Origin of the sequence: Gemmiger qucibialis (genome assembly GCF_027689445.1) — a bacterium.
GTDB classification, from domain to species: Bacteria; Bacillota; Clostridia; order Oscillospirales; family Ruminococcaceae; genus Gemmiger; species Gemmiger qucibialis.
Genome location: NZ_JAQFEN010000003.1, coordinates 89,559 through 106,402, shown reverse-complemented (window position 1 = coordinate 106,402; position 16,844 = coordinate 89,559). Strand labels below are relative to the sequence as shown.

Here is a 16,844-nt window from a genome sequence, read left to right as displayed (position 1 = left end):
ATGCAGATCATTGCGGATCTTCACACCCATACTTTAAGCGCTACCCATGCATTTAATACCTTAGATGAAATGGCTGCCAAAGCCGCCGCCCTCGGCTATGCGGCGCTGGCCATTACCGACCACGGCCCGGCTATGCCGGATGCCCCGCACATGTGGCATTTTGCCAACCAGACGGCTTTGCCGCTGGTACTGCACGGCGTTGCGATGATGTACGGCGCGGAGGCCAATGTGATGGACACAAACGGCGGGTTGGATTTTGCCCAAAGCCGTTTGCGGGCGCTGGATTGGGTTGTGGCATCCATCCACAGCCCCTGCATCCCCGGTCTGCTGACCGAAAAAGAAGCCACCCGCCTGTGGCTGGCTGTGGCCGAAAACCCTTATGTGGATTGCATCGGCCATTCCGAGCAGCAGAATTACCGCTATGACTATGACCTTGTAACCAAAGCGTTCGCCAAAAACCATAAGGTTGTGGAGCTCAACGGCAATTCCGTTAATGTGCGGCGGGATGGTATCCCCAACATGAAACTGTTGCTGGCCGCCTGCCTGAAAAACGGCTGCCATATTGCGCTGGATACCGATGCCCACAGCACCACCCAGCTGCAAGGTAACATGCCCCCACTGCTGGCGATGCTGGAAGAAATGCAGTTCCCGCAGGAACTTGTGGTAAACGCCACGCGGCAGAACCTTGTAAATGAGCTAAAACTGCACGGCCGCATCTGTGCAGAATATATAGAAGGAGAAATCTTATGAAATACACCATTGGTATCGATCTTGGCGGCACTACCATGACGGCAGGCCTTGTTGACGAAGCTTACAACATTGTGGGCAAAATTACCCGCCCGACCCGCCTGCCGCGTCCGGCGCAGGACCTGGAGCAGGCACTGGCAGATTTGTGCCGTGCTGTTGCCAAAGACTGCAAGATTGATTTTGCAGATGTCAGCTATGTGGGCATCGGTACCCCGGGCAGTGTGAATTTTACCACCGGCTTTGTGGGCTATAACACCAACTTCGGCTACTATGACTGGAACCTGGGGCCTGACCTGGAAGCTCTGCTCGGCTGCAAGGTCTATGTGGAAAACGATGCCAATGCAGCAGCATTTGGCGAATACATCGCAGGCGGCGCAAAGGGCTTCAAGGATGCCGTTGTTATCACGCTGGGTACCGGCATTGGCAGCGGCATTATCCTGGGCGGCAAGATTCTGCGCGGCTTCAACTTTGCCGCTGGCGAGATGGGCCATACCGTAATTGTAAAGGGTGGACGCAAGTGCAACTGTGGCCGTTATGGCTGCTGGGAACGCTATGCTTCCTCCCGCGCTCTTTCGGAGGATGCCCGCGAAGCGATGACCCGGCACCCCGAGAGCATGATGTGGAAACTGGCGGGGGATATTGACCATGTGAACGCCAAGATCCCCTTTGACGCGATGGAAGCCGGCGATGCAACCGCCAAGGCTGTTGTGGATAATTGGATCGAATATGTTGCCTGCGGCATTTCCAACGTGGTGAATACCTTTGAGCCGGAAGCCATCTGCATTGGCGGCGGTGTTTCCAATCAGGGAGAAACCCTGCTGGCACCCATCCGCAAGTATGTGGAGGAAGAAACCAAAAACATTACCACCGGCAAAATGCCCGCTATTCGTGCCTGTGTGCTGACCAACGATGCCGGCGTGATCGGCGCGGCAGCCCTGGCAAATTCTATCTGAGCCGTTTGTGAGGTTTGCTTATGAACGAGCAATTTCTTTCAGCTTTGCAGGCAGAAAACCTGCCTGTCAGCCTTGATGAATCTCTGGGGCGGCATACAACGTTCCGCATTGGCGGCAATGCAGACTTTTTTTGTGTGCCCGCCACGGTAACGCAGCTGACCCGTATTCTGGAACTGTGTCGCCAATATCAAGTCCGCACCTATCTGCTGGGCAACGGTTCCAACACGCTGTTTTCGGATGCAGGGTTCGGCGGGGCGGTTATCTGCCTGACGGGGTTAAACTCCCGCTTTTCCATGCAGGCCCAGCCGGATGGCAGCACCAAGGTGCTGGCCCCGGCTGGCATGATGCTTTCCGCTCTTTGCAACACCGCCCAGAAGGAAAGCCTGGCCGGACTGGAATTTGCCTTCGGCATTCCCGGCACGGTGGGCGGGGCTGTGTATATGAACGCGGGCGCTTACGGCGGAGAAATAAAGGACGTGCTGACAGCTGTTACGTTCTTGGACGAAAACCTGCATCTGCAAACCCTGCCTGTGCAGGAACTGCAGCTGGGTTATCGCACCAGCATTTTTGAGCGGTGCTCCTGGTGCATCCTGGAAGCGGAATTTACCCTGCACCCCGGTGATGCACAGGAAATCCATACCGCCATGCAGGAATATATGCGCCGCCGCAAAGAAAAGCAGCCGCTGGAATACCCGTCCGCCGGCAGTACCTTCAAGCGCCCTGTGGGCCAGTTTGCCGGCAAGCTAATCGAGGACTGCGGCCTGCGCGGTTTCCGCGTGGGCGGGGCAGCCATCAGTGAAAAGCACTGCGGCTTTGTTGTCAACTTGGGTAATGCCACCTGCGCGGATGTTGTCAGCCTGACGGAGCAGGTGCGGCAGATCGTGCTGGAAAAAACCGGCTGCACCCTGGAACGCGAGATCCGCGTGGTGGAATAACCATGCCGCATCTTGATGCCTGCCAGGCAAGGAACGGTATTCCGCCCCGCTGAATGAGAGAGGAACAACAGGATGAACTTTTTGATCGTAACCGGCCTTTCCGGCGCAGGCAAGTCCATGGCGGTCAACGCGCTGGAAGATATCGGATTTTTCTGCATTGATAATATCCCGGCAGGCCTTTTGCCCCGTATCCTGGACTTTGCCCAGCAGGGCGAAAACCAGCTCAGCCGCGTTGCGGTCGTGATGGACATCCGCGGCCTGCATTCTGTTCAGGAAACCAATGAGGCACTGGAAGCGCTGGACGAAAAGAAAATGCCTTATGACATCCTGTTCCTGGATGCCAGCGATGCCGCCATCCGCCGCCGCTATAAAGAGACCCGCCGTGTGCATCCCATGACCATCAGCGAGGGGATCCCGGTCAGTGAGGCAATCACCAAAGAACGGCAGATATTGCAGCCCCTGCGTGAACGTGCAAAATATGTGATTGATACCTCTTTGCTTTCTACCGCACAAAACCGGGAACGTGTTTCCAGCCTGTTTTTGCAAAAAGGTCAGTGTGCCATGTCTATCAACGTGGTTTCCTTTGGCTTTAAATACGGTCTTCCGCAGGAAGCGGACATCGTGTTTGATGTGCGCTGTCTGCCCAACCCGTTCTATGTGCCAGAGCTGAAAGAAAAGACTGGCCTGGACCAGGAAGTGGTGGACTATGTGATGAAGTTCCCTGAATCGCAGGAGCTGTTGCGCCGGATAGAGAGCTTTCTGGAATATGCGCTGCCGCTGTATGTTAAGGAGGGCAAAAGCCAGCTGATGATCGCCATTGGCTGCACCGGCGGCAAGCACCGTTCTATCACTTTTGCCCGCAAGATCGGGGAGTACTGCACAAAGCTTGGTTACCAGCCCAGCGTGCAGCACCGCGATGCCCGCCGCACGGCCTGATACATCCCAAATCTCCCGATAAAGAGAGTGTGAACACCAAACGTGAGTTTTTCCCAAGACGTTAAAAACGAGATACTGCACCGCAAAATCGTGCGCAGCTGCTGTGTTACCGCAGCAGCTTACGCGGTTGCCTGCTTTGGCAAGTATTTTGATGACCGCGGCGTGGTTTTGCAGACCGAAAACGAGGGCATTGCCCAGCTGGCACAAAAGCTGTATGCCCGCTGCGGCATTACCGGTACCGTAATTTCCAAGGAGCGCGGCACCGGCCTGATTTATGAGTTCAGCGTAAAAGACCCCGAACAGGTACAAAAAATGCTGAACCTGTTTGGACATACTGGCCGCGAAACCACCCTGCGCATCCGGCCGGATTGCTTCAAATGCCAGAAATGCGGATCATTTTTCATTTCCACTGCATTTTTATGCTGCGGTACGGCAACCGACCCGGAAAAGGAATATAACATTGAGTTCCTTTCGCCCCGGCACTCGCTTTCGCAGCAGCTGGAGGGCATTCTGGCCCAGTATGAGTTCAATCCCCACCGCGCTGTGCGCAAGGGGGCCAACACCGTATATGTCAAATCCAGCGACCATCTGGAAGATCTGCTGACCTTTATGGGCGCGGGCAACGCCGCCATGCGCATCATGGAACAGCGCATGTATAACGATATGCGCAATAAAACCAACCGCCTTTCCAACTGCGAAACCGCCAACATGGGCAAAACCGTACAGGCAGCCGTGCAGGTGCGCCTTGCGATTGAGATGCTGGAAGAGGCCGGCGCGCTGGAAACCCTGCCCAAACCATTGCAGCAGGCAGCCCGCCTGCGGATGCAGTACCCCGAAATGCCGCTTGCCAAACTGGCGGAAAAGTTTGACCCGCCTGTCAGCAAAGCAGGGCTTTCCCACCGGTTCAAGCGGATCCAGGAAGCAGCCGCTCGCCTGAACGCCGCTGCATCAGCACAGCCGGAAGAGCAGGAAAATCTTAAAGAGCCGGAACCAGCAGGACAGGACATCGCACCATCTCCGCAATAAACCACGCAAAGCCGCTGCGTAACTGCTGCGGCTTTTCCGCATTTTACCACAGCAGCAAAGGGATACATTATGCCAGAAACCACGCCACACCAACCGCAAAGACAGTTCACCCACCTGCACCTGCATACTGAGTACAGCCTGCTGGATGGCGCCTGCCGTATTGACCGCCTGTTTGACTATATCAAACAGCTGGGCCAAACCGCCGTTGCCATTACCGACCACGGCGTTATGTACGGCTGCGTTGCCTTTTATGATGCAGCCAAAGCCGCAGGCATCAAGCCGATCATTGGCTGTGAGGTGTATGTTGCCACCCGCACCCGCTTTGATAAGGTCAACCGCATTGACGGCAACAACCACCTGATCCTGCTCTGCAAAAATGAAACCGGGTATAAAAACCTGATCAAAATGGTATCCGCCGGTTTTTTGGAGGGCTTTTATTCCAAGCCGCGCATTGACCATGACCTGCTGGAGCAGTATCACGAAGGCCTGATCTGCCTTTCCGCCTGCCTTGCCGGTGAGGTCCCTCAGGCGATTCTGGCAGGGGACTATGAGCGCGCCAAGCAGATTGCTCTTTACTATAACGATCTGTTCGGCCAGGGCAACTATTATATTGAGCTGCAGGACCACGGCCTGGAAGAAGACACTACCGTTCTGCCGCAGCTTATCCGCCTTTCGCGGGAGACAGGCATCCCCATGGTTGCCACCAACGACTCCCACTACATCACCCGCGAGGACGCCAAGATGCAGAGCATTCTGCTGTGCATCCAGACCGGCAAAACCGTCAACGATGTGGACCGCATGGAGTTTCAGACCGAGGAATTCTATGTGAAAAGCACCGATGAAATGTATGACCTGTTCTCCATGGTGCCGGAAGCCTGCGAGAACACCAACAAAATTGCAGAACAGTGCAACTTTGACTTTGTGTTTGGCGATACCAAGCTCCCGTATTTCAAAGCTCCGGACGGCATGGAAAACCAAGAATACTTTGAAAAGCTCTGTTATGAGGGCTTGGAACGCCGCTACCCCGGCAAGGTAACGGATGCCTTGCGTGAACGCCTGGAATACGAGATTGGCGTGGTTAAAAAGATGGGGTACACCAACTATTACCTCATCGTGTATGACTTTATCAATTACGCCAAAAGCCGCGATATCCCGGTCGGCCCCGGCCGCGGCTCCGGTGCGGGCAGCCTAGCGGCCTATTGTGTCGGTATTACGGACATTGACCCCATCCGCTACAGTTTGATTTTTGAACGCTTCCTGAACCCGGAACGTGTCTCTATGCCGGACTTTGACGTTGACTTTTGTTACGAGCGCCGCCAGGAAGTGATTGATTACGTCAACCGCAAGTATGGCCGTGACCATGTGGCACAGATCGTGACCTTTGGAACTATGGCCGCCCGTGCCGCCGTGCGCGATGTCGGCCGCGTGATGGGTATGCCGTACCAGGACGTGGATAAGGTGGCCAAGCTGATTCCTACTGAACTGAAAATGACGCTGAACCATGCGCTGGAGGTTTCGCCGGACCTGAAAGCAATGTATGACGCTGAACCCCAGGTGCATGAGCTGATCGATACCTCGCTGAAAGTGGAGGGCATGCCGCGTCACGCTTCCACTCATGCGGCGGGCGTTGTGATTACCCGCGAACCGGCTACCGAGTATGTGCCGCTTTCCACCAACGATGGTCTGCCGGTTACCCAGTTCAACATGGTGGAAATTGAGCGCCTTGGCCTGCTCAAGATGGACTTCCTTGGCCTGCGCACCCTGACCGTTATCCATGATACCGAAGCCGCCGTGCGCCTGCATGAACCGGATTTCCGCATTGCCAATCTGGATTATGACGATGCCGCTACTTATGCTATGCTGGAACGGGGCGAAACAGAGGGCATCTTCCAGCTTGAATCTACTGGTATGACCCAGGTGCTGGTCAGTATGCACCCCCGCAGCCTTGAAGATGTCATCGCCCTCATCTCGCTGTACCGCCCCGGCCCCATGGATTCTATCCCGACCTATCTGCGCAACCGCAGGGAGCCGGATAAAGTTACCTATAAAACACCCCAGCTGGCCCATATCCTGGATGTTACCAACGGCTGTATCGTTTATCAGGAACAGGTCATGCAGATCTGCCGCGAGCTGGCAGGCTTCAGCTTTGGCCAGGCTGATAACGTGCGCCGTGCCATGAGCAAAAAGAAGCATAAAGTCATGGAAGCCGAGCGAGAGCACTTTGTGCATGGCTGTACTGAGCCGGGCAAAGAGTGCGCCGGGTGTGTGAAGAACGGGATCCCGGAAGCCGTGGCCAATGAGATCTATGACGATATGGTCAGTTTTGCTTCTTATGCGTTCAACAAATCTCATGCGGCCTGCTATGCCTATGTGGCATTCCAGACAGCCTATCTCAAGTGCCATTACCCGCGCGAGTTCATGGCTGCGCTGTTGACCAGCGTACTGGACAGCACCGCCAAGGTGATTGAATATTCGTCCGAATGCCAGCGCCTTGGCATCAAGGTTTTGCCGCCGGATATCAATGTATCCCGTGGCGGCTTTACGGTGGACGGGCAGAGCATCCGCTTTGGCCTGAACGCCGTCAAAAGCGTTGGCCGCGATTTGATTGAAGCGGTCATCAAAGAGCGCGAAAGCCGCCCATTCCGCAGCCTGTACGATTTCTGCAAGCGGATGCGCAGCAACATGCTTAACCGCCGTGCGCTGGAAAACCTGATCAAAGCCGGTGCCTTTGATACCCTGGAACCCAGCCGCCACGGCATGATGGAAAGCGTGGAAACGGTACTGCGCATTGTTGAAAACGATGCCCGCCAGAATCTGGATGGCCAGCTGGATTTGTTCAGCGCCATGGCCGGTGCCGAGGAAGCCCCCCAGAACGATGATTATCAGGTGCCCAACCTGCGTGAGTATGATTCCGGCGAGCTGCTGAAAATGGAAAAAGAGGTCTCGGGCCTGTACCTGTCCGGCCACCCGTTGGATGCGTACCGGGAAAAGATCGAAAAAATCTCCACCTGTACCATCGCTCAGCTGCAGGGAGAGAATGCTAGGGATTTTGATAACCAGACGGTTACCCTGGTATGTACCGTGGTCAAAAACAAGATCATGACCACAAAGTCCAATACGTTGATGGCCTTTACTACCATTGAAGATCTGACCGGCACAATGGAGCTGTTGGTGTTCCCCCGCGTGCTGACCAGCTGCCGTGCGTATTTGCAGGAGAACGCCGTTGTTGTCACCACTGGCCGCGCTTCCGTTAAAGAGGATGAAGGCACCCGCCTGATCGTGGAAAGCGTACTGCCGGTCGATGGTTATGATCCATCCCAAAGCTTTGGCCAGAACCGTTCCCAGCGCATCAGCGCGGCAGCGGGGGATACGGCTGCCCAAAGCATATGGCTGCTGGTGCCCTCGCGGGAATGCGCCCAGATGCACAAGGTGGAAAACCTGCTGCAAAATATTTTTGACGGCCCCACACCCGTATATTTCAAATTTGAAGATTCTGGCCAGCGGGTGCGTGCACCGCAAAGTATGTGGGCCATGGATCACCCGCTGCTGCGCCAGGAGCTGGAACGCATCCTGGGTGCTGACCATGTAAAGTTCACAACGGCACAAGCGGCAAAATAAATCCATGCACTTTGCGCGTTTTATCCATAAAATTGGGCCGCTGGTATGGTATAATAGCAGGCAGGGGAGTATGTTAAAAAATAGGCAGGTTGCCCGGTGGTACGCCGGAAAATGCCTGCCGGGGAAAACCAGTTTTGCGTTTTCTTCATTGGGCCGCTCTGCGCGGCTCAACTATAACAGGAGGACATTTTTATGGCTAAGGAAATCAAAACCATCGGTGTACTGACCAGCGGCGGCGACGCCCCCGGCATGAATGCAGCGGTACGCGCCATTGTCCGCGCAGGCATCTCCAAGGGCTACCGCATGATGGGCATTCAGCGCGGTTATAACGGCCTGATCAACGGCGAATGCTACGAAATGAACGTCCGCAGCGTGTCGGAGATCATCCACCGCGGCGGTACGATTCTGTATACTGCCCGCTGCCTGGAGTTCAAAACCAAGGAAGGCCAGGCCAAAGGCCTTGCACGCTGTAAGGAACTTGGCATTGATGCCCTCGTAGTCATCGGCGGCGACGGTTCTTTCATGGGTGCCCGCGCATTGGCGAACCAGGGCATTCCCTGCGTTGGCATTCCCGGCACCATTGATAACGATATTGCCTGCAGCGAGTATACCATTGGCTATGATACAGCCATGAATACCGCGGTAGAAGCCATTGATAAATTGCGTGATACCACTCAGAGCCATGACCGCTGCAGTGTTGTTGAGGTTATGGGCCACCATGCAGGCTATATTGCGCTGAACGTCGGCATTGCTACCGGTGCTTTGGCTGTGCTGCTGCCGGAGCGTCCGTTCGACTTTGAGCGTGACATTCTCCAGCGTATGCGCCAGACCCAGGTTACCGGCAAAAAGCACTTCATCATCATTGTGTCGGAAGGCGTTACCGATGCCCAGACCCTGGCCAACCAGATCCAGGCTGCAACAGGTGTTGATTCGCGTGCAACTGTTCTGGGCCACATCCAGCGCGGCGGTTCACCTACCGTGCGTGACCGTGTGAATGCCTCCCTGATGGGTTACCATGCAGTGGACCTGCTGGATAAGGGCATTTATAACCGCGTGGTTGCCCTGTCCGGCGGTAAGATCGTGGACTATGATGTCAACGTGGCGTTGTCGATGCACAAATACCTTGACCCGATGGAGATCGAAGTGGCACAGGCGATTTCCATCTGATGCGGTAAGTCTGTGCGGCCCTGTATATGGGCCGCATTTTTTTGTAAAGGTGCATATTTTGCGCCGTGCAGGCAAGAATTTTCGCATAATGAAAAAAAGTTCTTGCATTTTGCTGCACCTTGTGCTACTATACTATAGCAATACACACGCATTGCGTTGTTTTTTTGTGCCTTTTTTGCCGTAACACGTAAAAAGGTTAGAAAACAAGTACGCGATGCGGAGGGTAAAAAACTAAATTTTGGAGGAAATTAACTATGGCAGTCGTATCTATGAAACAGCTTCTCGAAGCCGGCGTGCATTTCGGTCATCAGACCCGCCGCTGGAACCCCAAGATGGCAAAGTACATCTTCACCGAGCGCAACGGCATCTACATCATTGACCTGCAGAAGACCGTAAAGAAACTCGATGAGGCTTACAACTTTGTCCGCGATGTTGCTGCTGACGGCGGTGAGATCCTGTTTGTTGGCACCAAGAAGCAGGCTCAGGAGTCCATCCGTGACGAGGCTACCCGCTGCGGCATGCACTATGTCAACGCTCGTTGGCTGGGCGGCATGATGACCAACTTCCGCACCATCCGTAAGCGCATCGACCGTATGGAGCAGCTGAAGACCATGCAGGAAGACGGCACTTTCGACCTGCTGCCGAAGAAGGAAGTTGTTAAGCTGGAGCTGGAGATGGCTAAGCTGGACAAGTACCTGGGCGGCGTTAAGAACATGAAGACCCTGCCGAAGGCTATGTTCATTGTTGACCCGCACAAGGAGCGCATCGCTGTTTCCGAAGCTCGCAAGCTGAACATCCCCATTGTTGCTATCGTTGATACCAACTGCGATCCCGATGAGATCGATTACGTCATCCCCGGCAACGACGACGCTATCCGCGCTGTCAAGCTGATCTCCGGCGCTATGGCTGATGCTGTGCTGGAAGGCAAGCAGGGTAAGCAGGATGCTCCCGCTGCCGAAGAGGCCGCCAAGGCTGAATAAGCCCGATCCCGCCCGAAACTGTTTGTACACCTAAATTCAGAAAGGACGAATGAACATGGCTGTTTCTGCAAAGGACGTTATGGAACTGCGCCGCCAGACTGACTGCGGCATGATGGAATGCAAGAAGGCTCTTGTCAAGGCTGATGGCGACATCAATAAGGCTATCGAGATTCTGCGTGAAGAGGGTCTGGCTACTGCCGCTAAGAAGGCTGGCCGTATCGCTGCTGAAGGCATGGTTTACGCTGTTGCCACCGCTAACGGTGCTGTTGTTGTTGAAGTCAACGCTGAGACCGACTTTGTTGCCAAGAACGATAAGTTCGTTGAGTTCACCAAAGATCTGGCCAACGTTGTTGCTGAGCAGAAGCCCGCTGATGTTGAGGCTCTGATGGGCTGCAAGATGGGCGAAGGCACTGTTGACGAAGCTCTGAAGGCTCTGATTCTGGTCATCAAGGAGAACATCAAGGTTCGCCGTTTTGCTTCCTATGAGGGCCATTGCGCCGCTTACGTTCACGGCGGCGGCACCCACGGCGTTATCGTTAAGTTCGATACCACCGATGAAGTTGCTGCTAAGCCGGAGTTCGCTGAGTTTGGCAAGGATATTGCAATGCAGATCGCTGCTGCAAACCCGAGCTACCTGAACCGTGAGGCTGTGCCTGCTGAGGCTATCGAGAACGAGAAGAAGATTATCATCGCTCAGATGGCTAACGATCCGAAGGCCGCCAACAAGCCCGACGCTATCAAAGAGAAGATGGCTACCGGCCGTCTGGGCAAGTTCTACAAGGAGAACTGCCTGGTCGATCAGGCTTTCATCAAGGATGGCAACATGGACGTGAACGCCTATGTGAACGCTACCGCTAAGAAGCTGGGCGGCGATATCAAGATCGTCGAGTACACCCACTTCATCAAGGGCGAAGGCCTGGAAAAGCGCGTTGACGACTTCGCTGCTGAAGTTGCCGCCGCTGTTAAGGGTTAATTAGCTGATTGCTTTCTGAAAGAGCACTTTGAGAGTTTACCTCTTAGGGTGCTCTTTTTTTGTTTGCTTTTGAGTGGTAAAATTTGGAACGCTATCTCCAGAAAAGCCACCTGCCTTTGTTCAACTAATCCGATTTTTGTGTCTCTTTCGCGCATGTGATTATCCTCAATTTCTGCCAGTATCCTATCCGAAACTCTACCATGACCAATGGCATCGTCCTTGATCCGTTCCTTGGCAGCGGCTCTACGCTGATTGCCGGCAGCTCTGAACGCCTTTGGCACCTGTTCCAGTTCGGCCACCATCCCCCTCAGCAAGCAGTGCATGGAGGACGAGATGGGCGTATCCGATAAAATCACCAGTATCGCTATCCCTCTGGGCGCAACGGTCAACATGGATGCTGTTTCCATCGTGTTGTCGTTCATGATCGTGTTTTTCGCCAACGCCTGCGGCGTTGAGGTCAGTACCTCCATGATGATTGTGATCCTGCTGGCAAATGTGATCTTGTCCGTGGGCACCCCCGGCATCCCCGGTGGTGCAATCGCTTCGTTCGCCGCGTTGGCTACCATGGCGGGTCTCCCGGCTGGCGTGATGGGCGTTTATATCAGCATCAATACCCTATGCGATATGGGCGCTACCTGCGTGAACGTTATTGGCGATATGGCAGGCTGCGTGGTGCTGAAAGAGAAAATTAAGCTGGATGACTGACACAGTTCCCACAAAACAAAATAACAAGTTACATTTGGGCGGGCAGCGACGAAAAATAACTGCCCGCCTTTTTGCTGCCTGCTTTGCTTTCAGCGGAAAAAGATGCTAAAATAAAGCAGTTGAAAAATCACACCGGAAGGGGAGCGCACAAAAACGCAAGATGGATGATAAGATAAAGAATACCTCAAAGCCCGGCGTGGCATATTATCATCTGCCGGGGCTGTTTGAATTTTATGGGCTGTACCGCATGTTCCTGCCGTTGTTCTATCATCACAGAGAATATTTTTACAACTGGTGCGCCATCGGCTCCATTTATGGGGCCCTGGGCGACTGCATCTGGGGTGGCGGCCGCACAAGTTTTGGCGTGCAGGACCCCGAAGATGTTATGGATCTGATGCGCGAATATGGGATATCCGCCCGGCTGACATTCAGTAACTCACTGCTGCGTGAAGAACACCTGGCGGACATAAAGTGCAACGCCCTGTGTAAGCTGTTTGAAAATAGCGGCGGCGCACAAAACGGCGTTATTGTCCATTCGGACTTGCTGCTCAGATATCTGGAAAGCCGTTATCCGGGGCTTTACTTTGTTTCATCTACAACCAAGGTGCTCACGGAATTCCCGCAGTTACAGGCGGAATTGAATCGGGATGACTTCCGCTATGTTGTGCCGGATTTCCGGTTAAATAAAGAATTTGAACAGCTGAACAACCTGCCCCAGCCCCAGAAAGATAAAGTGGAATTCCTTTGCAATGAATGCTGCTGGTTTGGCTGCAAGGACAGAAAGCGCTGCTATGAAAATGTAAGCCGTAAAAACCTTGGCGAAACCTGCCCCGACCACCGCTGCGCAGCCCCTGGCGCACAGGAAGGGTATCGCTTTTCAAAAGCAATGGACAACCCCGGTTTTATTGGCATCCAGGATATTCAAAATATCTATCTGCCCATGGGCTTTTCCAACTTCAAAATTGAGGGCCGCGGGCTTGGCAGTGCCTTGATTTTGGAGTTTCTGCTTTACTATATGACAAAGCCAGAATACCAGTTGCGCGTCCGCGAAGAAATTTATCTCAATAATATGCTAGACCTGTTCTGAATTTAAGAATTAAATGTCAGTTTAGCACAGAAAAATTCTGGAATCCTCTTGCTCTCATGCTACATGAGGGACGTATACGCAAAGTATCCCTTAAAAATAAAAATGCAAATCGAAAGTGAGGCATGATGATCGAATGAATGATTTTGTTTATAACAGCGGCGTACAGATTATTATGCGATTGCGGAAAACTTGAACCGAACAGAATCCGAAAACCTGAACGGAAACCACATTTTTGCAGGCGGGCTGGCACGATTTGTGATATAATAGACAGCATGCAAATCGAAGAGAGGGGAATGCTTTGATGGAACTGCAAAAAGGCCGCCCGATGGATACTACGGGCAGATTGGCCAAAGAAACCCGTACCTATGATTTACTGGATAGTCTTGGGATCGAATATAACCGCATTGACCATGCCCCGGCCATGACGATGGAAGTCTGCCAGGAAATTGACAAAACGCTGCAGGCGGTCATCTGCAAAAATCTTTTTCTTTGTAACCGTCAGGAAACCGCGTTTTACCTGCTGATGATCCCGGATACCAAGGTGTTTCACACCAAGGATCTATCCGCCCAGATCCACTCCGCGCGCCTGTCCTTTGCCAAGCCGGAATATATGGAAAAGTTCCTTGATATCACTCCCGGCTCGGTCAGTGTGCTGGGCCTGATGAACGATACCGAAAACCATGTGCAGCTTTTGATCGATGAAGATGTGCTGAACGGTGAATATGTGGGCTGCCACCCCTGCATCAATACTTCCAGCCTGCGCCTGCGCACAAAAGACCTGGTGGAAACCATTCTGCCCGCCATCCACCATGAATTTGTCCGGGTTAAACTGTAATTCCGTGGGGGTAAAGCAGAATGATTTTGATTATGGCAAAATGATGTGATGGCTTCGCCGATTTCTTACACATAAACGTTATACCATATAGTGGTGCAACCGGCCAGGGGAGCTTTGCCTTTTTGAGTGATTCAAAAAGTGAAGTGTCCCTGGCATTCTTTTTGTCTTTTTCCATGCCTGCAGCAGGCAAAACTTACCGTAATACCGCGGTTGGTACCAGGGGACACACGGCCAAATGCCACATGCAGCACGCTGCCCCGCGCCGGAATGCGGCGTAACGTTAGCAGCCAACGGCATGGATGCGGCGCGCACTTTACCTTGTTACTGACCACACCTCATTTTATGAGCGTTACGGCTGGCAGTTTTACTGCATGGTGCAGGGCGATGGCGAGGAAGAGCCCTCGCGGCTGTATATCCATACGATGTAAAGCGTGTTATTGTTCGCTGTGCCCCGCAAGATGTCTGTAAGGTGCGATGCCCTCATTGCGCCGAGGAAGAACCCGAATGATTTATCATCCTCCCCAATAAAAGCATAAACAAAAAGCGGCGTGAACCCAATCACGCCGCTTTTTTAATCGTTAATGCAGATGATAAATATCGGATCGTCCCAATTATACGAAACCAAGCAATCTCTCTTAATACTCCGTCTCGCGGAACTTCAGGCTGCCGTTATCGCCCATTTCGTCCACGATGGCCAGGCTGGCCAGTTTGTAACCCTCGCGGCGCAGCTCGTCGCCGCCCGGCTGGAAGCCTTTTTCAATGCAGATGCCGATACCCGCCACACTGGCTCCGGCCTGCTGGCAGACATCCAACAGACCGCGCATGGCCTTGCCGTTTGCCAAAAAGTCATCCAGAATCAGCACACGGTCATTGGGGCCAAGGAACTTCTGGGCCAGGGTGATATTGTAATCTTTGCCGTAAGTATAAGAATGTACCGTGGAAGTGTACACATCGCCATCAATGTTTTTGCTTTTGGCCTTTTTGGCAAACACCACAGGCACATCAAAGTGGCGAGCCGTCATGCAGGCAATCGCAATGCCGGATGCCTCAATAGTCAGGATCTTGTTTACTCCGTCATCCTTAAAAATGCGGTAAAACTCCTCGCCGATTTTATCCAGCAGGTCAACATCCAGCTGGTGGTTCAAAAAGCAGTCAACTTTCAGCACATTGCCCGGGCGGACCTGCCCATCGCGCAGAATGCGGTCTTCCAAAAGCTTCATCTTAAGATACCCCTTTCGTATTTACCAACTATTATGCCTAATTCCGCCGCGTTTTTCAACCCTTAAAACCAGGTTTTTCATTTTTTTATTACAAACTTTGTCAATATGGTAGTTTGATAATATTTTGTAACCAAACTTTGTGCAAAACCGCCACAAAGGCTTTGGATTCCATCTGCAATTTATGCCGATATTCCGTATTGAAGATTTGCCAACTTAGCGGTATACTTTAATTTAAATTACAGTTATGGGCTGTGCAACCCGTTCCGGCAGGCGCTTGCCCGCCGGAGGCTGTAAATCATTAGGAGGGAATAACAATGAACAAAAAGGTCATCAGTGCAATGCTGGCTGCTTCCATGGCTGTCAGCCTGGCCGCCTGCGGTCCCACCGCTACTTCCGAAGCTACTTCCGCTGAAGCTTCTTCCACTGTCTCTTCCGAGACTTCCAGCACCGTCGCTTCCGGCGAGTCCGCTGCTTCCGGCTCCTACACCGGCACCCCCATCAAGGTTGGCGGCATTGGCCCCATCACCGGCGCTGCTGCAACTTACGGCAATGCTGTTAAGAACGCCGAAGAGCTGGCTGTCAAAGAGATCAACGCCGCAAACGGCAGCGATGTTTTTGACTGGAAGTTCGAGGACGATGAGCACGATGCTGAAAAGAGCGTCAACGCTTACAACTCCCTGAAAGACTGGGGCATGCAGGTTCTGGCTGGCCCCGTTACCACTACCCCGACCCTGGCAGTTGCTGCTGAGAGCGTCAACGATAACATGTTCGTTATGACCCCTTCTGCCTCTGCACAGACCGTTATCGAAACCGGCGACAATGTCTTCCAGATCTGCTTCACCGACCCCAACCAGGGTGTTGCATCCGCTGACTACATTGCTGAGAACGCTCTGGCTACCAAGATCGGCGTCATCTATGACTCTTCTGACGCTTACTCTTCCGGCATTTACGCCAAGTTCAAGACCGAAGCTGAGAGCAAGGGCCTTGAGATCGTCACTGCTGAAGCTTTCACCAGCGACAACAAGAGCGACCTGTCCACCCAGGTTGCCAAGTGCCAGGAAGCTGGCGCTGAGCTGGTGTTCCTGCCCATCTACTACACCGAGGCTTCTCAGATCCTGACCACCGCCAACAAGACTGGCTATGAGCCCATCTTCTTCGGCTGCGATGGCATGGATGGCATCCTGGATGTTGAGGGCTTTGATACCTCCCTGGCTGAGGGCCTGATGCTGCTGACTCCGTTCGCTGCTGACGCTCAGGATGAAAAGACCCAGGCATTTGTTTCCGCTTACGTTGCCGCTTACGGCGAAACCCCGAACCAGTTCGCTGCTGACGCATACGACGTTATCTACAGCATGTACCAGGCAGTTCTGGAAACCGGCGTCACCGGCGATATGGATGCCAGCGAGATCTGCGAGCAGCTGAAGACCGGTTACACCAGCATGACCTTTGACGGCTTGACTGGTACCGGCATGACCTGGGATGCTTCCGGCGCTGTTTCCAAGGATCCTAAGGCTGTTGTGATCAAGGATGGCGCTTACGCCGCTATGTAATCTCTGCACAAAAGCAGGGGACCGCGTGCTGAAAAGCATGCAAAATTGAGTTTTGGCCAATGGGGGCTGCTGATTTACCATGTCAGCAGCCCCCATTTTGTTACGCACAGAG

The 16,844-nt window shown here is 53.4% G+C and carries 16 protein-coding genes and 1 pseudogene; 15 read left to right on the top strand and 2 right to left on the bottom strand.

Going from position 1 to position 16,844, the window contains the following annotated elements; genetic code table 11:
* The 13 genes and pseudogenes from PG062_RS07050 (at window position 1) to PG062_RS06990 (ending at window position 13,962) form a co-directional block, all read left to right on the top strand.
* A complete protein-coding gene (locus PG062_RS07050) occupies window positions 1–750 on the top strand; it encodes a PHP domain-containing protein (RefSeq protein ID WP_270751733.1) in 750 nt (249 codons plus the stop codon).
* The gene (locus PG062_RS07045) at window positions 747–1,700 is read left to right on the top strand and encodes an ROK family protein (protein ID WP_270751732.1); all 954 of its coding nucleotides are present in this window, start codon (window positions 747–749) and stop codon (window positions 1,698–1,700) included. The genes PG062_RS07050 and PG062_RS07045 overlap by 4 nt, the downstream gene beginning before the upstream one ends.
* A 20-nt stretch (window positions 1,701–1,720) precedes the next feature.
* The gene (gene murB / locus PG062_RS07040) at window positions 1,721–2,635 is read left to right on the top strand and encodes a UDP-N-acetylmuramate dehydrogenase (RefSeq protein WP_270751731.1); all 915 of its coding nucleotides are present in this window, start codon (window positions 1,721–1,723) and stop codon (window positions 2,633–2,635) included.
* Between the two features lie 72 nt (window positions 2,636–2,707).
* Complete coding sequence (rapZ, locus tag PG062_RS07035; protein ID WP_114000138.1) at window positions 2,708–3,571, top strand: RNase adapter RapZ; 864 nt, start codon at window positions 2,708–2,710, stop codon at window positions 3,569–3,571.
* A 42-nt stretch (window positions 3,572–3,613) separates the two neighbouring features.
* On the top strand, window positions 3,614–4,597 hold the full coding sequence (whiA, locus tag PG062_RS07030) for a DNA-binding protein WhiA (RefSeq protein ID WP_270751730.1): 984 nt from the start codon (window positions 3,614–3,616) through the stop codon (window positions 4,595–4,597).
* 69 nt (window positions 4,598–4,666) lie between these two features.
* Window positions 4,667–8,215, top strand: coding sequence for a DNA polymerase III subunit alpha (locus PG062_RS07025; protein WP_270751729.1), 3,549 nt, complete (start codon window positions 4,667–4,669; stop codon window positions 8,213–8,215).
* Between the two features lie 192 nt (window positions 8,216–8,407).
* On the top strand, window positions 8,408–9,382 hold the full coding sequence (gene pfkA, locus PG062_RS07020) for a 6-phosphofructokinase (RefSeq protein WP_114000135.1): 975 nt from the start codon (window positions 8,408–8,410) through the stop codon (window positions 9,380–9,382).
* 254 nt (window positions 9,383–9,636) lie between these two features.
* Entirely contained in the window at window positions 9,637–10,362 is a 726-nt protein-coding gene (gene rpsB / locus PG062_RS07015; protein ID WP_114000134.1) for a 30S ribosomal protein S2, read from the top strand.
* A gap of 55 nt (window positions 10,363–10,417) precedes the next feature.
* On the top strand, window positions 10,418–11,335 hold the full coding sequence (tsf, locus tag PG062_RS07010) for a translation elongation factor Ts (RefSeq protein ID WP_270751728.1): 918 nt from the start codon (window positions 10,418–10,420) through the stop codon (window positions 11,333–11,335).
* Between the two features lie 179 nt (window positions 11,336–11,514).
* Window positions 11,515–11,592 (top strand): annotated as a pseudogene (locus tag PG062_RS07005) (DNA methyltransferase); the annotation flags it as partial.
* Window positions 11,588–12,040: a dicarboxylate/amino acid:cation symporter gene (locus PG062_RS07000; protein ID WP_333559392.1), complete on the top strand. Its 453-nt coding sequence runs from the start codon at window positions 11,588–11,590 to the stop codon at window positions 12,038–12,040. The pseudogene PG062_RS07005 and the gene PG062_RS07000, both read left to right, overlap by 5 nt.
* A gap of 160 nt (window positions 12,041–12,200) precedes the next feature.
* Window positions 12,201–13,127 (top strand): hypothetical protein, encoded by a 927-nt coding sequence (locus PG062_RS06995; RefSeq protein ID WP_270751727.1) that lies wholly within the window; start codon window positions 12,201–12,203, stop codon window positions 13,125–13,127.
* 301 nt (window positions 13,128–13,428) lie between these two features.
* Window positions 13,429–13,962 (top strand): prolyl-tRNA synthetase associated domain-containing protein, encoded by a 534-nt coding sequence (locus PG062_RS06990; protein WP_270751726.1) that lies wholly within the window; start codon window positions 13,429–13,431, stop codon window positions 13,960–13,962.
* Here the strand turns inward: PG062_RS06990 and PG062_RS06985 are convergent.
* Window positions 13,952–14,137: a hypothetical protein gene (locus PG062_RS06985; protein WP_270751725.1), complete on the bottom strand. Its 186-nt coding sequence runs from the start codon at window positions 14,135–14,137 to the stop codon at window positions 13,952–13,954. The two genes, PG062_RS06990 and PG062_RS06985, sit on opposite strands and share 11 nt — an antisense overlap.
* A 124-nt stretch (window positions 14,138–14,261) precedes the next feature.
* Between PG062_RS06985 and PG062_RS06980 the strand changes: the two genes are divergently transcribed.
* Complete coding sequence (locus PG062_RS06980; protein ID WP_333559391.1) at window positions 14,262–14,390, top strand: hypothetical protein; 129 nt, start codon at window positions 14,262–14,264, stop codon at window positions 14,388–14,390.
* Between the two features lie 207 nt (window positions 14,391–14,597).
* Here the strand turns inward: PG062_RS06980 and PG062_RS06975 are convergent, their stop codons facing one another.
* Window positions 14,598–15,182: a xanthine phosphoribosyltransferase gene (locus PG062_RS06975; protein ID WP_114001020.1), complete on the bottom strand. Its 585-nt coding sequence runs from the start codon at window positions 15,180–15,182 to the stop codon at window positions 14,598–14,600.
* 314 nt (window positions 15,183–15,496) lie between these two features.
* On the opposite strand from PG062_RS06975, the gene PG062_RS06970 reads away from it, so the two are divergent.
* Window positions 15,497–16,732, top strand: a complete 1,236-nt coding sequence (locus PG062_RS06970; RefSeq protein WP_270751724.1) for an ABC transporter substrate-binding protein — start codon at window positions 15,497–15,499, stop codon at window positions 16,730–16,732.
* The last annotated feature ends 112 nt before the right edge of the window (window positions 16,733–16,844 follow it).